The following is a 17,649-nucleotide window of genomic DNA, read 5'->3' as shown; positions in this document are numbered from 1 at the left end:
ATGACATTGGAAACGAAACTATCCGTAGATCAGGAATATGTCAAAGGCTTTTCCGAAAAGCATCAAGAACCTGCCTGGCTGAAAAACCTGCGCTTACAGGCTCTTGAAAAAGCTGACGATCTGCCGCTGCCTAAGCCTGATAAAACAAAAATCACAAATTGGAACTTTACAAAGTTCAACAAGCATACAGTAGAAAATGCGCCGCTTGCTTCTTTAGAAGATTTAGCTGATGAAGCAAAAGCGCTGATCGATATCGAAAACGAAGACAAAACGTTATACGTGCAGCGTGACCAAACGCCCGCTTTCCTTTCTCTTTCTAAAGAATTGAAAGACAAAGGCGTCATCTTTACGGACATCTTAACGGCTGCTCGTGAGCACAGCGACCTCGTTGAGAAGTATTTCATGAAAGACGGCGTTAAGGTCGACGAACATAAACTGACTGCGCTTCATGCAGCATTAATGAACGGCGGGGCATTCCTTTATGTTCCTAAAAACGTTCAGGTGGAGACGCCTGTTCAGGCCGTTTACGTTCATGAAAGCAATGACACGGCATTGTTCAACCACGTGCTGATCGTCGCTGAAGACCACAGCTCCGTCACTTACGTTGAGAACTACATCAGCACGGTGAATCCGAAAGAAGCTGTATTCAACATTATCAGTGAAGTGGTCACAGGTGATAATGCCAGCGTGACGTACGGCGCCGTTGACAACCTGTCAGCAGGCGTCACGACATACGTCAACCGCCGCGGAGCCGCGCGCGGACGCGACAGCAGAATCGAGTGGGCGCTCGGACTGATGAACGACGGCGACACGATTTCTGAAAACACGACAAACCTCTACGGAGACGGCACATACGGCGATACGAAAACCGTAGTTGTCGGAAGAGGAGAACAGACGGAAAACTTTACGACGCAGATCATCCACTTCGGTAAGGCTTCTGAAGGCTATATCCTGAAGCACGGAGTCATGAAAGATGCCGCATCTTCCATCTTTAACGGAATCGGCAAAATCGAGCACGGCGCGTCTAAAGCAAACGCTGAACAGGAATCCCGCGTTCTGATGCTGAGTGAAAAAGCACGCGGAGATGCAAACCCGATTCTTTTAATTGATGAAGACGATGTAACTGCAGGACATGCGGCATCTGTCGGCCGTGTGGACCCGATCCAGCTTTACTACTTAATGAGCCGCGGAATTCCGAAAGAAGAAGCGGAGCGCTTAGTCATCTACGGATTCCTTGCTCCGGTGGTAAAAGAGCTTCCGATTGAAGGAGTTAAGAAACAGCTCGTCTCCGTCATCGAAAGGAAAGTAAAATAATGAATATCACCGATATTCGTGAACAGTTCCCGATCCTTCATCAGCAAGTGAACGGACATGACCTCGTGTACCTTGACAGCGCGGCGACTTCCCAGAAGCCGCGTGCTGTCATTGAAGCAGTGGATCAGTATTACAGCAAATACAATTCCAATGTCCACAGAGGCGTTCATACTCTTGGCACGAGAGCGACAGACGGCTATGAAGGTGCGCGTGAAAAAGTCCGTAAGTTTATCAATGCGAAGTCAATGGCTGAGGTCATTTTCACAAAAGGCACGACAACTTCACTGAATATGGTGGCGCTGAGCTATGCCCGCGCCAGCTTAAAACCCGGTGATGAAGTGGTCATCACCCAAATGGAGCATCATGCGAATATCATTCCGTGGCAGCAGGCAGTAAAAGCAACCGGCGCGACTTTAAAATATATCCCAATGCAGGAAGACGGCACGCTTTCGTTAGACGACGTCCGGCAGACTGTCACAAGCCATACGAAGATCGTGGCAGTCGCTCATGTGTCAAACGTGCTCGGCACGATCAACCCGATTAAAGAGATCGCCAAAATCGCTCATGACAATGGCGCGGTCATCGTGGTAGACGGGGCGCAAAGCACACCGCACATGAAAATCGACGTTCAGGACTTGGATTGCGACTTCTTCGCGCTTTCTTCCCATAAAATGTGCGGCCCGACGGGAATCGGCGTGCTGTACGGCAAGAAAGAACTGCTTGAGAATATGGAGCCGGCCGAATTTGGCGGCGAGATGATCGACTTTGTAGGGCTTTATGAATCAACTTGGAAAGAGCTTCCGTGGAAATTTGAAGCAGGCACGCCGATTATCGCAGGCGCGATCGGATTGGGAGCCGCGATTGATTTCCTTGAAGAGATCGGACTCGACGAGATTTCCCGGCATGAGCATAAGCTTGCAGCCTATGCGCTTGACCGTTTCGAGCAGCTAGACGGCGTGACGGTATACGGTCCGAAAGAGCGGGCGGGACTTGTGACATTTAATCTTGATGAGGTTCACCCTCATGATGTCGCGACTGTCCTCGATGCTGAGGGCATTGCGGTCAGAGCCGGACATCATTGCGCCCAGCCGCTCATGAAATGGCTGGATGTATCTGCCACTGCGAGAGCGAGTTTTTATCTGTATAATACAGAGGAAGAGATCGATAAGCTCGCGGAAGCCCTCCAAAAGACAAAGGAGTACTTTACAAATGTCTTTTAATGCAAATTTAGATACATTATACAGACAAGTGATCATGGATCATTACAAAAATCCGCGCAACAAAGGGGTTTTGGATGACAGCATCGTCGTCGATATGAACAACCCGACTTGCGGCGACCGGATCAGACTGACAATGAAGCTTGACGGCGATACCGTTCAGGAAGCGAAGTTTGAAGGGGAAGGCTGTTCTATCTCCATGGCTTCAGCTTCCATGATGACGCAGGCGATTAAAGGAAAAGATATTGATACCGCCCTTTCTATGTCTAAGATTTTCTCAGACATGATGCAAGGGAAAGAGTATGACGACTCGATAGATCTCGGGGATATTGAAGCTCTTCAAGGCGTTTCGAAATTCCCGGCCCGGATTAAATGTGCCACCCTTTCATGGAAAGCACTTGAAAAAGGAGTCGCTGGCGAAAAAGGCGGCAATTAAAAGATTGGAGTGAAAATGGATGGCTAAAAAAATGCCTGAAATTGGTGAATACAAGTACGGTTTTCACGATAAGGACGTTTCCATTTTCCGTTCAGAGCGCGGATTGACAAAAGAAATCGTAGAAGAAATTTCACGCATGAAAGAAGAGCCTCAATGGATGCTTGATTTCCGCCTGAAATCTCTTGAGCATTTCTACAACATGCCGATGCCGCAGTGGGGCGGGGATTTAAACTCTTTAAACTTTGACGAAATTACGTATTACGTAAAGCCGTCTGAGCGTTCAGAGCGTTCTTGGGATGAAGTGCCTGAGGAAATTAAACAGACATTCGACAAACTCGGTATTCCTGAAGCTGAGCAAAAATACCTTGCCGGTGTTTCTGCACAGTACGAATCCGAAGTTGTTTACCACAATATGAAAGAAGATCTTGAAGAGCAAGGCATCGTCTTCAAAGACACAGACAGCGCGCTGAAAGAAAATGAAGACATTTTCCGCGAGCACTGGGCGAAAGTCATTCCGCCGACTGATAACAAGTTTGCGGCGCTGAACTCAGCTGTTTGGTCCGGCGGATCTTTCATCTACGTGCCTAAAGGCGTGAAGGTTGAAACACCGCTTCAAGCTTACTTCCGCATCAACTCTGAAAACATGGGTCAGTTCGAACGTACGCTGATCATCGTTGACGAAGAAGCAAGCGTTCATTACGTAGAGGGCTGTACGGCTCCTGTGTACACAACAAACTCGCTTCACAGTGCGGTTGTTGAAATCATCGTCAAAAAAGGCGGCTACTGCCGTTATACAACAATTCAAAACTGGGCGAACAACGTTTACAACCTAGTAACGAAACGTACGGTTTGTGAAGAAAACGCGACGATGGAATGGGTTGACGGAAACATCGGTTCTAAATTGACGATGAAATATCCGGCTGTCATTCTGAAAGGTGAAGGCGCGCGCGGAATGACGCTTTCTATCGCTCTTGCGGGTAAAGGACAGCATCAGGACGCAGGCGCGAAAATGATTCACCTTGCACCGAATACGTCATCCACAATCGTATCAAAATCGATTTCGAAACAGGGCGGAAAAGTAACATACCGCGGTATCGTCCACTTCGGACGGAAAGCGGACGGCGCCCGTTCAAACATCGAGTGTGATACGCTCATTATGGATAACAAATCAACTTCTGATACAATCCCTTACAATGAAATCCTGAACGACAACATTTCATTGGAGCACGAAGCGAAAGTATCAAAAGTTTCTGAAGAACAGCTTTTCTACTTGATGAGCCGCGGTATTTCTGAAGAAGAAGCAACAGAAATGATCGTTATGGGCTTCATCGAGCCGTTCACAAAAGAACTCCCGATGGAATACGCAGTTGAAATGAACCGTTTGATTAAATTCGAAATGGAAGGCTCCATCGGTTAATAGTAAAACCCCGCCATATGGCGGGGTTTTTTTGTTTATTGAATAGTGAAATTACCGTATTCGCTTGACCGGACATGAATCGGCCCGTTTAAATTGTAGTTCTTCTCTTTGACAATATCGCGGAAAACGTCGACACGGGCAACCGATTCTCTCCATTCGTCCTGAGTGTCCTCATCTGACGGATTCATCAGATCGTCATAGCGCACATCCAAGAATTTATTGAGCCATTTCTTCTCGTCAGTTCCGTCTTTCGGTGACCCGCCCATTTTTTTGTTCGTGCGTTTAATCAGGGCATAAAAGGAGTCCGGATCATCGCCGTCGCCATGCTGAATCACCGTATCGTACATCACTGCTTTTGCCAAGGCCGTTTTCAGTCCGGCATTTTCTGAACGTTTCATCGCCGGCTGATAATACAAGCTGTCATTTACCTTATCCTGGGCAGCGCGGAAGGCTTTATCATTGCCAAGTGAGCGCCAGGCAGAAGCGAATCCTTTCAGATTGCTGATGTCATCGCTTTCGTCCTTCGCAAGACGCCGCAATTCAGGCAAATACTTTTTCAATTTGTTATTCGGCACCGCTTTCGTGTATACTTCGACTACTTCCAGCGCATCTCCGGTAGCCGTCGTAAAGCCGGCCCGCCCGCAAGTGTAACCTCTTCCGTCATCCAACGCTTCAACATATCCGTATTGGATTTCCGTCTTTCCGTTTTCAAAGATGCTGGTCAGCTGTTCCGCCCGGCGCTTCTGATCCTTATTCAGCCCGGCCGCTAAAACCGTACCGCTCATCATCAGGGTAAAAAACATGGTGAAAATAAGTGACGAAACCGCCGTCTTCTTCCAAAAATCTGCTTTTTTCTTCAAGCTGATTTTCATTGCCATACCCCTTTCATATGTAAGTTACGCACTCAGTATACATGAGGGGGTTGTTTTTTTGTTGAAAACACACGAATTTGTCAATATTTTGAATCCTAAGCCCTATCAGGCGCTTCATAAAAAGAACGCACCTTCATCAGACAGACAATCCCGTTCTCGCATCATTCTCATCTGTAACATAGTCAACGCGGAGAAATCCGCATTGTACAGCCTGCTGATAAAGGGCTTCGAGCATATCCGGATCTTTGCAATATAACGTTACATACGAGCAATCTGCAATGAGAAGCACAAGCTCACAGGAACTCTCCAAATACTCCTCGTACGTATTGATTTCCGTTACCATCCCGCCCGGGAAAGCTTTCAATTCAGCAAAAATCATATAATAAGGGTTTCCTTCCAGACGCTGACGGAGTTCTTGACCCTGAATGATGCGCTGATTTTGCGGAAACAGGTCTGTATCGGTGTCTTCTTTGAATTCAGTATACGCCTCTCCATCACCGATAAACCACGTATAGGAAGAGATGGGGAACTGTTGTCATATATCTGCCGCAAACCGTCCGAATTGATTTGGGATGTTAAATGTAATGCCGCGTTTCATATGGTCGTATCTCCTTTCGGCTTTTGCTAGAATAATATGGTATACCATTTGGATAAATATTGAAAGGGGTGGGTGTTATGACAACACGATACGGAATTGATGCGCCTTATGGAGCGTTTGGATTTATCTTTATTGCGCTCCTTTATGCCGCAGCCACGTTATGCGGCATGATTCCTCCTTACTGGGGCTGGCTGACGGGCACCTTGTTTTTATTGCTCGGTCTTTGGATGCTCTTGTATTCAACGGCCATTAAACTTTTACACCGCCATCGCATTCTTTCGCTTTCCGGTTTAAAGCCGGACATGAAGGTGCTTGATGTCGGTACGGGGCGGGGGCTATTAGCCATCGCCGCGGCTCAAAAAGGCGCTGACGTCTCAGCGATTGACAAATGGTCGAGCTGGGATCTGGTCGGAAACGGAAGAGACGCATTTGAAAAGAACAGACAGGCTGAAAGAGCGCCGGAAATTGATCTGTATGATGGACTGGCGCAAGACATGCCGTTTCCTGATGAGACGTTTGACCTTGTCATTTCGCATTTTACCGTACACAACATTTCAGGCAGAAAAAAGAGGGAACGGGCGATTGCGGAAATGGTGAGGGTGCTGAAGCCTGGCGGCACATTGGCCGTGTCAGATATAAAAAATACATCACAATACAGAGCAATTCTTGAGGAAAACGGCTTTCAGACAAGAACGTATTCCTTTTATTATACGTTTCCGTTTTCGAAACTCATCATTGCCGTCAGGACTCCGGTAGGAACCGGGCGCTCCATTTGTTAAAATAAATAAGACAAAACAGATAGAAAAGGTGTTATACATGAAGTCTTATTTGATTATCGGGGCCGGCATTCTCGGTGCGTCCGCGGCTTATCATCTCGCAAAGGCCGGGGCGGATGTAACGGTCATTGACCGGAAGCACCTGGGGCAGGCGACTGACGCCGCGGCGGGGATCGTCTGCCCGTGGCTGTCACAGCGCCGCAATCAGGCATGGTATGCGATCGCAAAAGGCGGAGCCCGTTATTATGAACGATTGATACAGCAGCTTGAAGCTGACGGAGAAACAGAAACCGGTTATCAAAAGGTCGGTGCCGTCAGCCTCCATACGGATGAAAAAAAGCTCAGCCAAATGGAGGAAAGAGCTTATAAAAGAAGAGAGGACGCCTCTGAAATCGGTGACATTACAAGACTGACTCCGGCAGAAACGAAGGCGCTGTTCCCCGCGCTGTCGGAGGAATACGGAGCGGTTTATGTCAGCGGCGCGGCCCGGGTGAACGGGAGGGCGCTTCGTAAGGCGCTGTTAAACGCGGCCGTTAAGCACGGCGCGGCGGTTTACAATGAAGAAGCGTCAATATTGACAGAGGACGGTGCCGTCATTGGTGTGAAAACCGCAGAACGCACGCTTACTGCCGACCAGGTTCTCGTAACGGCCGGCGCTTGGGCGAGAGAGCTGCTTGAGCCGCTCGGCATCCGTTTTTCAGTATCATACCAAAAGGCGCAGATCGTTCATTTAGAGCTTCAGGGAGAGGAGACGGGCGGCTGGCCCGTCGTCATGCCCCCAAACGATCAATATATTCTCGCCTTTGACAGCGGCAGAATCATAGCGGGCGCGACTCATGAAAACGATACCGGCATGGATTTGCGGGTGACGGCCGGCGGTCTCCGCGAGATTTTTGACAAAGCATTAACCGTGGCGCCGGGGCTTTCAGACAGTACTGTAATAGAGACAAGAGTCGGTTTCAGGCCGTTTACTCCCGGTTTTCTTCCCGTCATCGGCAAAGTGCCGAATATCAGCGGACTCCTCGTTGCCAACGGGCTGGGCGCCTCAGGACTGACGAGCGGGCCGTATCTGGGGGCTGAACTGGCGAAACTCGCGCTCGGGCAGCAGACGGAAATTGATTTAAGCCTTTATGATCCGGCCGGGGCGCTTGAATAAAAAATAGCTTTTGGCGCATTCTTATGATAGGATGGAGCTTTAATGAATAAGAGGACGTGACCCATTTGATAAAAATAAACCTTCCTGCTCCTGATGTAACCATTACGGAACGGCAGCAGTCACCGTCGGAGAATGAACCGGCGATTAAAGCGATTTACGGTTTCATTGATTTTCACCAAATTCCGAGAGACAAAGGCGGCATCTTTATGTTTTATAACATTCATGATGAGCTGCTGTTTGTCGGGAAAGCCCGTAAATTAAGACAAAGAATCAAAAAGCATTTTGAAGACAATGTGTCGCCTGTTAAACATCACAGAGACGAAGTGTATAAAATTGAAGTATGTGTCGTAAATGATCCGATGGAAAGGGAGATTTACGAAACGTACGCGATCAATACCCTTCAGTCGAAATACAACATTGAGAAAGTATTTTATAAATAAGAAAAACCGGAGCTTAAGGGCTCCGGTTTTCTTTATGTTTACAGTGCCAGCCACATCACTGCAATATGCACGATCAGCAGACAGTAAACGATGAGGAATAGCTGGACGACCTTTTTTCTGAATAACATGCAGATCATCATGAGCACGGGAAAAATCAGGACGCCGGCCGTTTTATTGATTGATGTATTCGGACGGTTCGACACGTCATAGTGAATGGCCATATCAGCAGGAAGAAACGGATAAAACACAATCGATAGAATAAAGGCGAGAACCACAGCTCCCCACAGCACTTTATCATTCATCAAAAACATATGAACACTCCCTTTTTTACATATAATAGTATATTAGTCTGAAAAATCTAATTTATCAATATTTTACTTGTTGAATGGTGTATAATCATGTCAATGAAATTTCCATACGCTAGGAGGGTTTCAATTGACTGACAAGAAGCAAACCAGCATGTTTTCATTCTTTCTTTTTATCATGGCCGCCTGGATCATCGTTTTGTTTTTTACCATCATCGCGGCATTGCCAAGCTCCGCCATCCAATTAACCAAGCATCAATCCAAAACCGTTTCCATGATTTATCCGCAAAGCTGGGGATTTTTCAGTAAAGATCCGAGAGAAGACAGCTTGAACATCTATCTTCTTGATGCCGATGAGGAGCTCAGATGGCCGAATAATTCTCTGAAAAATGTCATCGGCTTAAACCGCTACGGCCGGACGCAAGGGATAGAGCTCGGCCTTATGCTGGAAAAGCTGCCTTCCAAAGAGAAGTGGAACGACTTCACGACTGGCCAAGACATTAAGGATACCACATTTTTGAAAATGAAAAATGAGTCTCCCTCCCCAAGGCTGAAAGGGAAAATGATCATTACATATGAACGCATTACCCCATGGGCATGGAGCCAACATACCGAAACGAAAAGAACCATCAAAAAATACATCGGAGTGGATGTCAATTGATTCAGGATGCAAAAAAGCAGCTCACCTTATGGATGATGAAGAATCCGCCTTGGACAAATGTGTACGGGCTTGCCAGAAGCTTAATCGCGCTCGGCACGCTGCTGACATTGCTGTTCAATCCGGCGTCTGTCTTCTTCAAAACGCAAAATCAAATGCTCAGTTTTTCCGACACGTTCAGCCTGTTTCTGCTGTTTCCCGATTTCCGTTACATTGAGATCGTCAAAGCCGTTTGTATCTGTATGTTAATCCTTGTCGTCATTGGCTGGCGGCCGCGAATCACCGGTTTTTTTCACTGGTGGATTTCGTACAGCTTCCAAAACTCCGCCGTTACCCTTGACGGAGGAGATCAGGTGGCTGCCGTTTTTACACTGCTGCTGCTCCCGCTGACATTAACCGATCCGCGGAAATGGCACTGGTCTCCGTACGAGGCGTCTTTTGAGAAAAGGCCGCTTGAGCCTTATTACCGCTCCTTGTGCTGGGCGACGCTGACAATCATCAGAATACAGGTCGCAATGCTGTATTTTAACTCCGTCATTGCTAAACTGATGGAAGAAGAGTGGCAGAACGGAACTGCCGTTTATTACTATTTGAACGATCCGATGCTGGGTCTGCCGGATGCGCTTCACGGTCTGTTTGACTTTATCCTGCAGTCCAAGCTTGTCATCATCCCGACGTGGGGCACGCTCATTGTGCAAACCATTATGTTCTGCGCTTTGTTTGCTCCGAAAACATATTGGCGTCTGATATTGTTTATCTCCATTTTTATGCACGAAATCTTTGCCGTTATGCTGGGGCTTACCTCGTTTTCCATTACGGTGGCTGGTATTTTGGTCCTGTTTTTGGTGCCGGCAGAGAAAACAGTAGCTTTGAACCATTACAATCCCCTTTTTATCAGATACAATTTTTTCAATAAAAGGAAAAGGAGGAAATTATATGGTTAAGAGCAAGAAGTCCGCAGCTGCCATGATGCTGGTGTTTGTTTTAATGGTCGCATTAGTCGGCCCGCATGCCGCGGCGAAAACTGAGCCATCCGTCTCTTATTCGGGTGAAGACATTTTTTCCGGCATCTTTTTCGGACAAGGTGAGGTCGCAAAGCTCCTTCCTGAAGTATGGGATACCAAGGCTGTCAAAAAGATTGATCAGGATGAATTGAAGCAAGTTTCCGATCAGGTGATCGCTGATATTAAAAAGTCATCGCCGAATTATTTTAAAGAGTTGAAAGCGGCGGTCTACAGCGGCGATTATGAGAAAGTGAACAGCGTCATTGATCAAGGTTCGCAGATTATGGCGAAAGTGCTGAAAGAAGAGTTTGACAAAAAGAGCATGGACAAAGGAAAATCAACGGCCATCGGCCAATGCGCAACGGCTGTATGGGTATTTTTAAACGCGGCGGCCGCCATTGAGACGATCGCTCTTGCGGTAGCGGCCATCATTTTGACAGTAGCAAGCGTTGACGAAGATTCCGACTTAGGAAAAGAGCAGCTCATCGCTAATGTCGTTGACCGCATTAACGCGCAGCACTGAGGCTGAAGAAAGAAAACGCTAAGGAGACGAACCTTAGCGTTTTTTTGATTGAAGCATCTGTTTTAAATATGCTTCTGAATCAAAGCCGAGTTCCTCGTCGGCTTCTTTTTTCAGTTCAAGCTGAAGTCGCACGTACGTGTCATATTTCGGGCTGAGCTTTTGAAGAAGATTGCTGAAAGGCGATCCCTCCTTCAGCGCGGGCAGATCAGAAGCTGATTCTCCGACCTTGATCAGGCTTTCCCTGTATTCTTCATCTGTCTGCACTCTTTTCACAAGCTGAATGATGATGTTTTTATGAGTGTCCCAAGTGGCGGGGTCTCTCTCTAAAATCCGCTCGATAAATTGATCATGCTGGACTTTGTGCTGCTGGAGCTGAGCCGGATCCTCCTTGCCGACCAGCTGCATCATCGGGTGTGCAGCCGGAACTTCTTCCATATCATCCAATACTTTAATAAGCTCCGCCCATATCGTTTTTTTCTCATCTGTATCAATAGAAAAGTCGAGGAACGGTTCAAACAGCGCGGCGATAAATTCTCCGAAATCTCCCGGGAACAGTTTTTTCAGCTGAAGTCCCATATACTTCGGTTCATCTATTTTGACCTCGCCGATATCATGCAGAATTGAATCGACATTTTCCGCATCTTCCACGCGCTTGATCAGCATTTCAGTCAGTTTCCGTTCCTGCTCAAGCTCTTCAATCTGCCGGCTGAGCTTTTGATGCTGCCGGCGCAGTATATCATGCAGACTGCTGCCCTCTAAGAGGAACGCTTTAATATCGCTTACAGACAGTGCCAGCATTCGGAGGGCGGCAATCATTTTCAGCGTATTCACGTTCTGAGCGGAATACTCACGGTATCCGTTATCAGGGTTTTTGCTGACGGTGATTAAACCTTCCTGCTCATAATATTTGATGGCTTTTTTCGTGAGACCCGTCTGCCTGGCGGCTTCTTTTATATTCATTCTGAATCACTCCCTGTTTTTCATTCTAAACGTGTCTCTAAGGGTCAGGTCAAGAGAGGGCGGGAAATAAGCCGGGTTTATTTTATATTTTAGAAATTTCAGAAAATATGATTGACAACGCACCTTTGTTGCGATTAATATAACGTTATATAATGTTATATAACGTTATATAATAAAACACTGAGGAGTGAAGGATTTGAGTCAAACTGCCGCACAAGTGAATCACAAGGTTCAGGCTTTCTTGGATGATCTGAAAGGAAAAACGATTGACCACGTCTTTTTCGTCGCTTGCGGGGGTTCTTCAGCCATTATGTATCCGAGCAAGTACGTGTTTGACAGAGAGGCGAAAGCCATCAGCTCTGATCTCTACAGTTCAAATGAATTTATTCAGCGCAATCCCGTTCAGCTCGGAGAGAACTCTCTCGTGATTTTATGTTCTCAGTCAGGCAATACGCCGGAAACGGTGAAAGCCGCCGGTTTCGCCAGAAAAAAAGGCGCGCTTACGATTGCGATGACCTTTGAGCCTGATTCGCCGCTAGCGAAAGAAGCCGAATATGTCGCGGTGTATGACTGGGGTGAGAACGCACAGGCGATAAATACGAATTACGGGGTTCTGTATCAAATCGTGTTCGGCGCTTTACACGTGCTGGAAAACCATCCCGCGTTTGAGCCGGCGATCGACGGACTCAATAAGCTCCAGACCGTATATGACAAAGCGCTTAAACAAGAAGCGGATCACGCAAAGGCATTCGCGAAAGCCCACGAAAAAGAAGATATCATTTACACGATGGCAAGCGGTGCGAACTACGGCGTCGCTTACTCCTACAGCATCTGCATTCTCATGGAAATGCAATGGATTCATTCCCACGCCATTCATGCCGGAGAATATTTTCACGGACCGTTCGAAATCATTGATGAATCCGTTCCATTTATTATCCTGCTCGGCTTAGACGAAACAAGACCCCTTGAAGAGCGGGCGCTTTCCTTCTCAAAAAGATACGGCAAAAAACTGACTGTGCTTGATGCGGCAGCATATGATTTTTCCGGAATTGACGATTCTGTAAAAGGCTATCTGGCTCCTCTCGTATTAAACCGGGTGCTCAGAAGCTATGCGGATGCGCTGGCGGAAGCAAGGAACCATCCGTTAAGCCAGCGGCGTTACATGTGGAAAGTCGAATATTAAGAACGCGCATTATATTTCACTGGACTATAATGATATATAACGTTATAGTCCGGTGACAAAGGAGGAAAAGCATCTGAAAAAGCTCATCTGCCTGTTCGTTCTGTTAGCCGTATGTCTGTCAGCCGCCGCCTGTTCAAGCCAAAGCAGTTCCTCTGACGGAAAAGTGACCTTGAAGTTTTTTCACAGGTGGCCGAAGGAGCCTGAAAAAAGCTATTTTGAAGAAGCGGTCAAAGAATTTGAAGCCGCTCATCCGGATATTCATATCCAAACGGAAGCGGTCTTAAACGATTCTTATAAAGACAAGGTGAAAGTCATGCTCGGAACAACGAGCCCCCCTGATATTTTCTTTTCATGGAGCGACCGGTTTGCTTATAAATTCATCAAAGGAGATAAAGCCCTCGATCTGTCGTCTTACTATCAGCAGGATAAAGATTGGTCCTCTCAGCTTGTGCAGTCACAAATCAAACCCTTTACGCATGACGGAAAACAGTACGGTGTTCCGTGGCAAATGGACGCTAAATCATTCTTTTATAATAAGGACATTTTTAATACATTACATTTGAAGCCCCCGGCGACATGGGATGAACTGATCACAGTCTCTGAGAAATTGAAAGAGAACGGATATATTCCGATCAGTTTCGGCACAAAAGCGCCTTGGACCATTTCTCATTATATCGGGACGCTGAACCAGCGTATGGTGGATGAAAAAACGCGGGCGAAGGATTACAGCCCGGAAACCGGGGAGTTTACGGACGAAGGCTATGTCAAAGCGCTTGAAAAGCTTCAGGAACTTCTGCCGTACTTTACAAAGCACGTGAACTCCGTCGATCACGAATACGTGCGCCAGCAGTTTACGAGCGGCAAAGCGGCGATGATTTATGCGGAAACGGCAGAAATTAAGCTCGTCGAACCGGTCAATCTGGGCTTGTTTCCTTTCCCGAAAATCAGCGGCGAAAAGGGATCTCCCCGTGCACTGACCGGATCTCCGGAAGGATTTATGATTTCCTCAAAAACGAAGCACCCGAAAGAAGCCATGGAATTTCTTCAGTTTTTAACCTCGAAAAAAATGGGAGAGAAGCTGATAAAAGACGTCGGTAAATACAGCGCGGTTCAAGGAACGGCGACAGAAAACAATTCCGCCCCGATCCAGCGTGAAGCCGTGCAGGATATCGTCCGCGCCGAAACAATGGTGCCGTGGTTTGATATGGATGTTGACGTTGAAATCGCCGATGTGTATGCGGCAGGCGTTCAGCAGATGCTCGGCGGCACAATGACACCGCGCGAGGTGATGAATTCCGTGCAGAAAGCGGCGCGTCAAGTCAAAGCGTCATCTGAATAGAACAGATTTCTTTGGAGAAAGGTGATGAGGATTTCCTTGGTCAGCCGAAAACGTTTCATTCCGTATCTGTTTCTCGCGCCCGCGCTGATTTTTCTGCTGTTCGTTTACATTCCGATTATTGAGAATGTGTTTTTCAGTCTGTTTGAATGGAGCTCATTTCAACCCGAAAAGACGTTTATCGGTTTGAAAAATTATATTGACCTGTTTCACGATCCCGTGTTTTTTACAGCGCTCCGCAACAATGTGCTGTATGCGGTCATATCGCTGATTTGCCAGGTTGGCGGCGGCTTAATTCTGGCGGCCGTGCTGGAAGACAGACTGGTAAGAAAATGGTCGCCGTTTTTCCGCACGGTCTTTTTTCTTCCGGTCGTCATTTCCATGACCGTCATTGCGCTGTTGTTTGATTTTATTTATAACCCGGAAATCGGGCTTTTGAATCAGCTGCTGGAAGCCGTCGGACTTGATGAACTGACCCGCGCGTGGCTGGGCGATGAAAACACCGCTATGCTGTCTGTCATTTTTGTGTCTCAATGGCAGTCTGTCGGTTACATCGCCATGCTGTACATTGTCTCGATTCAGAGCATTCCCGCTGAATTATATGAATCGGCGCAGCTGGACGGAGCCGGAAAAATCCAGCAGTTTTTTCACATTACGGTGCCGCAGACGAAAGAAATGTCGTTTGTTGCCGTGGTGATGACGCTGACCGGCGCATTTACCGTATTTAATGAACCGTATATTCTGACCGGCGGAGGGCCGGGCAATGCTTCAGAAGTGCTGAGCACATTTTTGTATAAGAGCGCTTTTACAAAAGATATGATGGGCTACGCTTCTGCGATCGCGACGGTGGTGCTTTTGCTGACGCTTGCTCTGTCGCTTATTCAGATGAAATTCTTTAAGACCGGAAAGGAGGAGTAGCCGATGCTTTCTGAAAAGACGGACTTGCGTCATGCCCGTCAGGCCGTCAGAACAGGCGGAAAACCGAGAAAATGGTATGTCGGGGAAACGTCTGTGTGGCTGTTTCTCTTTATCTACCTCATTGCCGTTGCATATCCGCTGTTATGGATGGCGGTCAGCGCCTTTAAAAGCTCGGATGAGATTTTTGAGCACAGCTGGTCGCTGCCCTCTGTCTGGCATCCCGAAAACTTCGTATCCGCATGGAACCAAGGGATTTCCGCTTATTTTATGAACAGCGTCATTGTGACCGTGCTGACTTGTCTCATCACCGTATTTGTGAGCGCCTGGGCGGCATACGGGCTGGCCCGTTTTCAATTTAAAGGAAAAGGGTTTGTGCTGATCATTTGTCTTGGCGGCTTGATGCTGACGCCGCAGGTCAGTCTTGTGCCGCTGTACTCCATTATCCAGTCATTGGGACTGTACAATACGTATTGGGCATTGATTCTTCCGTACGCCGCCTACCGTATTCCGTTTACCGTGATTCTGATCCGTTCCTATTTTTTGTCGATTTCCAAAGAGCTTGAGGAAGCTGCCTATCTGGATGGATGTACAAGTTTCGGAATATTTTTCAGAATATTCTTACCCATGAGCGTGCCGATTCTGGTGACATCAGGCATTTTGACGGCTTACCATACATGGAATGAGTTTATGTTTGCGATTATTTTTATCGATGATGAAAATTTACGGACGATTCCGGCCGGGCTGATGCAGTTCAGAGATGCGCTGCAGACGGATTGGGGCGTGCTGCTGGCCGGGCTGACGATTTCTGCTGCTCCGATCATCGCGCTGTTTTTATTGATGCAGAGATATTTTATCCGCGGCATTGCTGCGGGAAGCGTGAAAGGATAAGGAGGATGAAAAGATGAAACTGATAGCGGCCGGAGATAATGTAGTAGATTATTATCAGGATCAGGAGACGTTTTACCCGGGCGGAAATGCGTTAAACGTAGCCGTGCTTGCCCGGCGCTTAGGCCACGAAACTTCTTATATCGGGATTCTCGGCAGTGATGAAGCGGCGGATCACGTATTGAATGTGCTGAAACTGGAAAAGGTGAATGCCGATCTGATCCGCCGGGCATACGGCGAAAACGGGATGGCGGTCGTCACGCTTGATGAAAGAGGGGACAGGATATTTGCCGGATCAAATAAAGGCGGCGTGCAATCGCGTCTGACGCTCGCTTTTCAGGAGAATGACATCTCATTTATCGCCGGACATGATCTGCTGCATACGAGCGTATACAGCAGGATAGAACGTGACCTCCCGATGCTGAGCGGCCATGTGCCGATTTCCTTTGACTTCTCTGTAAAACGTGACGAAGCCTATTTAGAAGCGGTCTGTCCGTACGTGACGTATGCGTTTTTTTCCGGGAGTGATTTGAGTGAAAGTGAATGTATGCGGCTTGCCGAAAAAGCCCGCGGTTTCGGAGCGAAAATCGTCTGTCTGACAAGGGGGGAATATGGCGCGGTGTTATCGGATGGGGAACGCGTCTATCATCAGCCGGTGGTAAGAGCTGATATAATAGATACATTGGGCGCGGGTGATTCTTTTATCGCCGGGTTTCTTACCGATTTCTTCGAAAATCAGGATATTCGGCGAGCGCTTACTGCGGCCGCCGGGACGGCTGCCAAAACATGCGGAGGGTTCGGAGCGTTCGGTTACGGGCATCCCTACAGGCCGGGCGGCGGGAAAAGCAGTGAAAAAACGAGAATACGATAAGCATTGTCTCGTTTTTTATACTTGTTACACATAGGGACTGTTAATGGTAAACGTGACGCGGTCGGTATGCATTACAAACAGCGAGCTGTATATCGGCTGGTCTTTTGACATAAAAGCGGTTTTGTCAATTTCAAAAAGCGCATCCCCGATATCACAAGCCAGATAGCGGCTTTCTTCCTGCTTGGCGTATACGACATTTAACAGCTTCGTATTATGGGTGGGCACCACCTGATAGTGCTGTTTCAAAATGTCATGCATCGACACGCCGCCTTTAATATGCTTGCCGATGTCGGGAAATAAACTGAGCGGATAGTGGGCGATTTCGAATGAGAGCGGCTGGTCGTCGTGAAATAAAATGCGTTTCAATTCAAGAACGGGACTTTCGGAAGCGACGCGAAGTTTTTGGGCGATGGATTTAGGCGCTTCAATGATTTCATAGGAAAGGATCTGGTGTTTCGGTTTTTTCCCCGTTGATTCCATAAATTCAGAGTAGCCGTTGACCGCGATGAGCTCCCGCTTCAGTTTAGGGCTTTTAACGAACGTTCCTTTTCCCTGCTGCCGGACGAGCCAGCCTTCTTCCACAAGATCAAGGATGGCCTTCCTGACCGTTATGCGGCTGACGTTGTACGTTTCGCACAGCTCATTTTCGGTCGGCAGTTTTACGGACGGCGAATAAACGCCCTTCTTGATATCGTCCGCGATAATTTGTTTCAGCTGAATATATAAAGGTTTCGAGCTCCCGTTATCTAACAATGGGACAGACCTCCTTTGTCAAGTAGT

The 17,649-nt window shown here is 47.5% G+C and carries 18 protein-coding genes and 2 pseudogenes; 15 read left to right on the top strand and 5 right to left on the bottom strand.

Annotation, left to right across the window (positions count from 1 at the left end; translation table 11 throughout):
- Genes sufD through sufB form a run of 4 tightly spaced genes read left to right on the top strand, consistent with a single transcriptional unit; the run spans nt 1 to nt 4,384 of the window.
- Nucleotides 1-1,314: a Fe-S cluster assembly protein SufD gene (sufD, locus tag V7728_RS00870; protein ID WP_015240539.1), complete on the top strand. Its 1,314-nt coding sequence runs from the start codon at nt 1-3 to the stop codon at nt 1,312-1,314.
- Entirely contained in the window at nt 1,314-2,534 is a 1,221-nt protein-coding gene (gene sufS, locus V7728_RS00865; RefSeq protein ID WP_007410089.1) for a cysteine desulfurase SufS, read from the top strand. The genes sufD and sufS overlap by 1 nt, the downstream gene beginning before the upstream one ends.
- On the top strand, nt 2,524-2,967 hold the full coding sequence (gene sufU, locus V7728_RS00860) for a Fe-S cluster assembly sulfur transfer protein SufU (protein WP_003151877.1): 444 nt from the start codon (nt 2,524-2,526) through the stop codon (nt 2,965-2,967). Before sufS ends, sufU begins: the two co-directional genes overlap by 11 nt.
- A 19-nt stretch (nt 2,968-2,986) precedes the next feature.
- Nucleotides 2,987-4,384, top strand: a complete 1,398-nt coding sequence (gene sufB / locus V7728_RS00855; RefSeq protein ID WP_007410090.1) for a Fe-S cluster assembly protein SufB — start codon at nt 2,987-2,989, stop codon at nt 4,382-4,384.
- 35 nt (nt 4,385-4,419) lie between these two features.
- Here sufB and csn read toward each other — a convergent pair whose 3' ends face one another.
- On the bottom strand, nt 4,420-5,256 hold the full coding sequence (gene csn, locus V7728_RS00850; RefSeq protein WP_082998495.1) for a chitosanase: 837 nt from the start codon (nt 5,254-5,256) through the stop codon (nt 4,420-4,422).
- A gap of 136 nt (nt 5,257-5,392) precedes the next feature.
- Nucleotides 5,393-5,854, bottom strand: a pseudogene (locus tag V7728_RS00845) (DUF2691 family protein).
- 77 nt (nt 5,855-5,931) lie between these two features.
- Between V7728_RS00845 and V7728_RS00840 the strand changes: the two are divergent.
- The 3 genes from V7728_RS00840 (at nt 5,932) to V7728_RS00830 (ending at nt 8,226) form a co-directional block, all read left to right on the top strand.
- Complete coding sequence (locus tag V7728_RS00840) at nt 5,932-6,633, top strand: class I SAM-dependent methyltransferase (protein WP_025285233.1); 702 nt, start codon at nt 5,932-5,934, stop codon at nt 6,631-6,633.
- A 37-nt stretch (nt 6,634-6,670) separates the two neighbouring features.
- Nucleotides 6,671-7,786, top strand: coding sequence for an NAD(P)/FAD-dependent oxidoreductase (locus V7728_RS00835; protein ID WP_076424488.1), 1,116 nt, complete (start codon nt 6,671-6,673; stop codon nt 7,784-7,786).
- Nucleotides 7,787-7,851: 65 nt separating this feature from the next.
- Complete coding sequence (locus tag V7728_RS00830; protein ID WP_007410094.1) at nt 7,852-8,226, top strand: nucleotide excision repair endonuclease; 375 nt, start codon at nt 7,852-7,854, stop codon at nt 8,224-8,226.
- Between the two features lie 38 nt (nt 8,227-8,264).
- Here the strand turns inward: V7728_RS00830 and V7728_RS00825 are convergent, their stop codons facing one another.
- A complete protein-coding gene (locus V7728_RS00825) occupies nt 8,265-8,537 on the bottom strand; it encodes a DUF1648 domain-containing protein (RefSeq protein WP_015240532.1) in 273 nt (90 codons plus the stop codon).
- A gap of 124 nt (nt 8,538-8,661) precedes the next feature.
- Here V7728_RS00825 and V7728_RS00820 point away from each other — a divergent pair, with 124 nt between their 5' ends.
- From V7728_RS00820 to V7728_RS00810, 3 genes and pseudogenes are all read left to right on the top strand, one after another.
- Entirely contained in the window at nt 8,662-9,192 is a 531-nt protein-coding gene (locus V7728_RS00820) for an SdpA family antimicrobial peptide system protein (RefSeq protein WP_025285231.1), read from the top strand.
- 32 nt (nt 9,193-9,224) lie between these two features.
- Nucleotides 9,225-10,041: pseudogene (locus V7728_RS00815) on the top strand (sporulation-delaying protein SdpB family protein); the annotation flags it as partial.
- 84 nt (nt 10,042-10,125) lie between these two features.
- Nucleotides 10,126-10,716, top strand: coding sequence for a sporulation delaying protein family toxin (locus tag V7728_RS00810; protein WP_025285229.1), 591 nt, complete (start codon nt 10,126-10,128; stop codon nt 10,714-10,716).
- Nucleotides 10,717-10,749: 33 nt separating this feature from the next.
- Here V7728_RS00810 and V7728_RS00805 read toward each other — a convergent pair whose 3' ends face one another.
- A complete protein-coding gene (locus V7728_RS00805) occupies nt 10,750-11,676 on the bottom strand; it encodes a MerR family transcriptional regulator (RefSeq protein ID WP_040238906.1) in 927 nt (308 codons plus the stop codon).
- A 196-nt stretch (nt 11,677-11,872) separates the two neighbouring features.
- Between V7728_RS00805 and V7728_RS00800 the strand changes: the two genes are divergently transcribed.
- From V7728_RS00800 to V7728_RS00780, 5 genes are all read left to right on the top strand, one after another.
- On the top strand, nt 11,873-12,859 hold the full coding sequence (locus tag V7728_RS00800; RefSeq protein WP_032867108.1) for an SIS domain-containing protein: 987 nt from the start codon (nt 11,873-11,875) through the stop codon (nt 12,857-12,859).
- 73 nt (nt 12,860-12,932) lie between these two features.
- Nucleotides 12,933-14,198: an ABC transporter substrate-binding protein gene (locus V7728_RS00795; RefSeq protein WP_099567288.1), complete on the top strand. Its 1,266-nt coding sequence runs from the start codon at nt 12,933-12,935 to the stop codon at nt 14,196-14,198.
- A gap of 24 nt (nt 14,199-14,222) precedes the next feature.
- The gene (locus V7728_RS00790; protein ID WP_012118373.1) at nt 14,223-15,113 is read left to right on the top strand and encodes a carbohydrate ABC transporter permease; all 891 of its coding nucleotides are present in this window, start codon (nt 14,223-14,225) and stop codon (nt 15,111-15,113) included.
- Between the two features lie 3 nt (nt 15,114-15,116).
- The gene (locus V7728_RS00785) at nt 15,117-16,001 is read left to right on the top strand and encodes a carbohydrate ABC transporter permease (RefSeq protein ID WP_099567071.1); all 885 of its coding nucleotides are present in this window, start codon (nt 15,117-15,119) and stop codon (nt 15,999-16,001) included.
- A gap of 13 nt (nt 16,002-16,014) precedes the next feature.
- Nucleotides 16,015-16,869, top strand: a complete 855-nt coding sequence (locus tag V7728_RS00780) for a PfkB family carbohydrate kinase (protein WP_059367880.1) — start codon at nt 16,015-16,017, stop codon at nt 16,867-16,869.
- 24 nt (nt 16,870-16,893) lie between these two features.
- Here the strand turns inward: V7728_RS00780 and V7728_RS00775 are convergent, their stop codons facing one another.
- The gene (locus V7728_RS00775) at nt 16,894-17,622 is read right to left on the bottom strand and encodes a GntR family transcriptional regulator (protein WP_099567070.1); all 729 of its coding nucleotides are present in this window, start codon (nt 17,620-17,622) and stop codon (nt 16,894-16,896) included.
- Between the last annotated feature and the right edge of the window lie 27 nt (nt 17,623-17,649).

It is taken from the genome of Bacillus sp. JHAA, assembly GCF_036961585.1.
GTDB lineage: Bacteria > Bacillota > Bacilli > Bacillales > Bacillaceae > Bacillus > Bacillus velezensis.
This window is presented reverse-complemented; position numbering and strand designations above follow the sequence as displayed.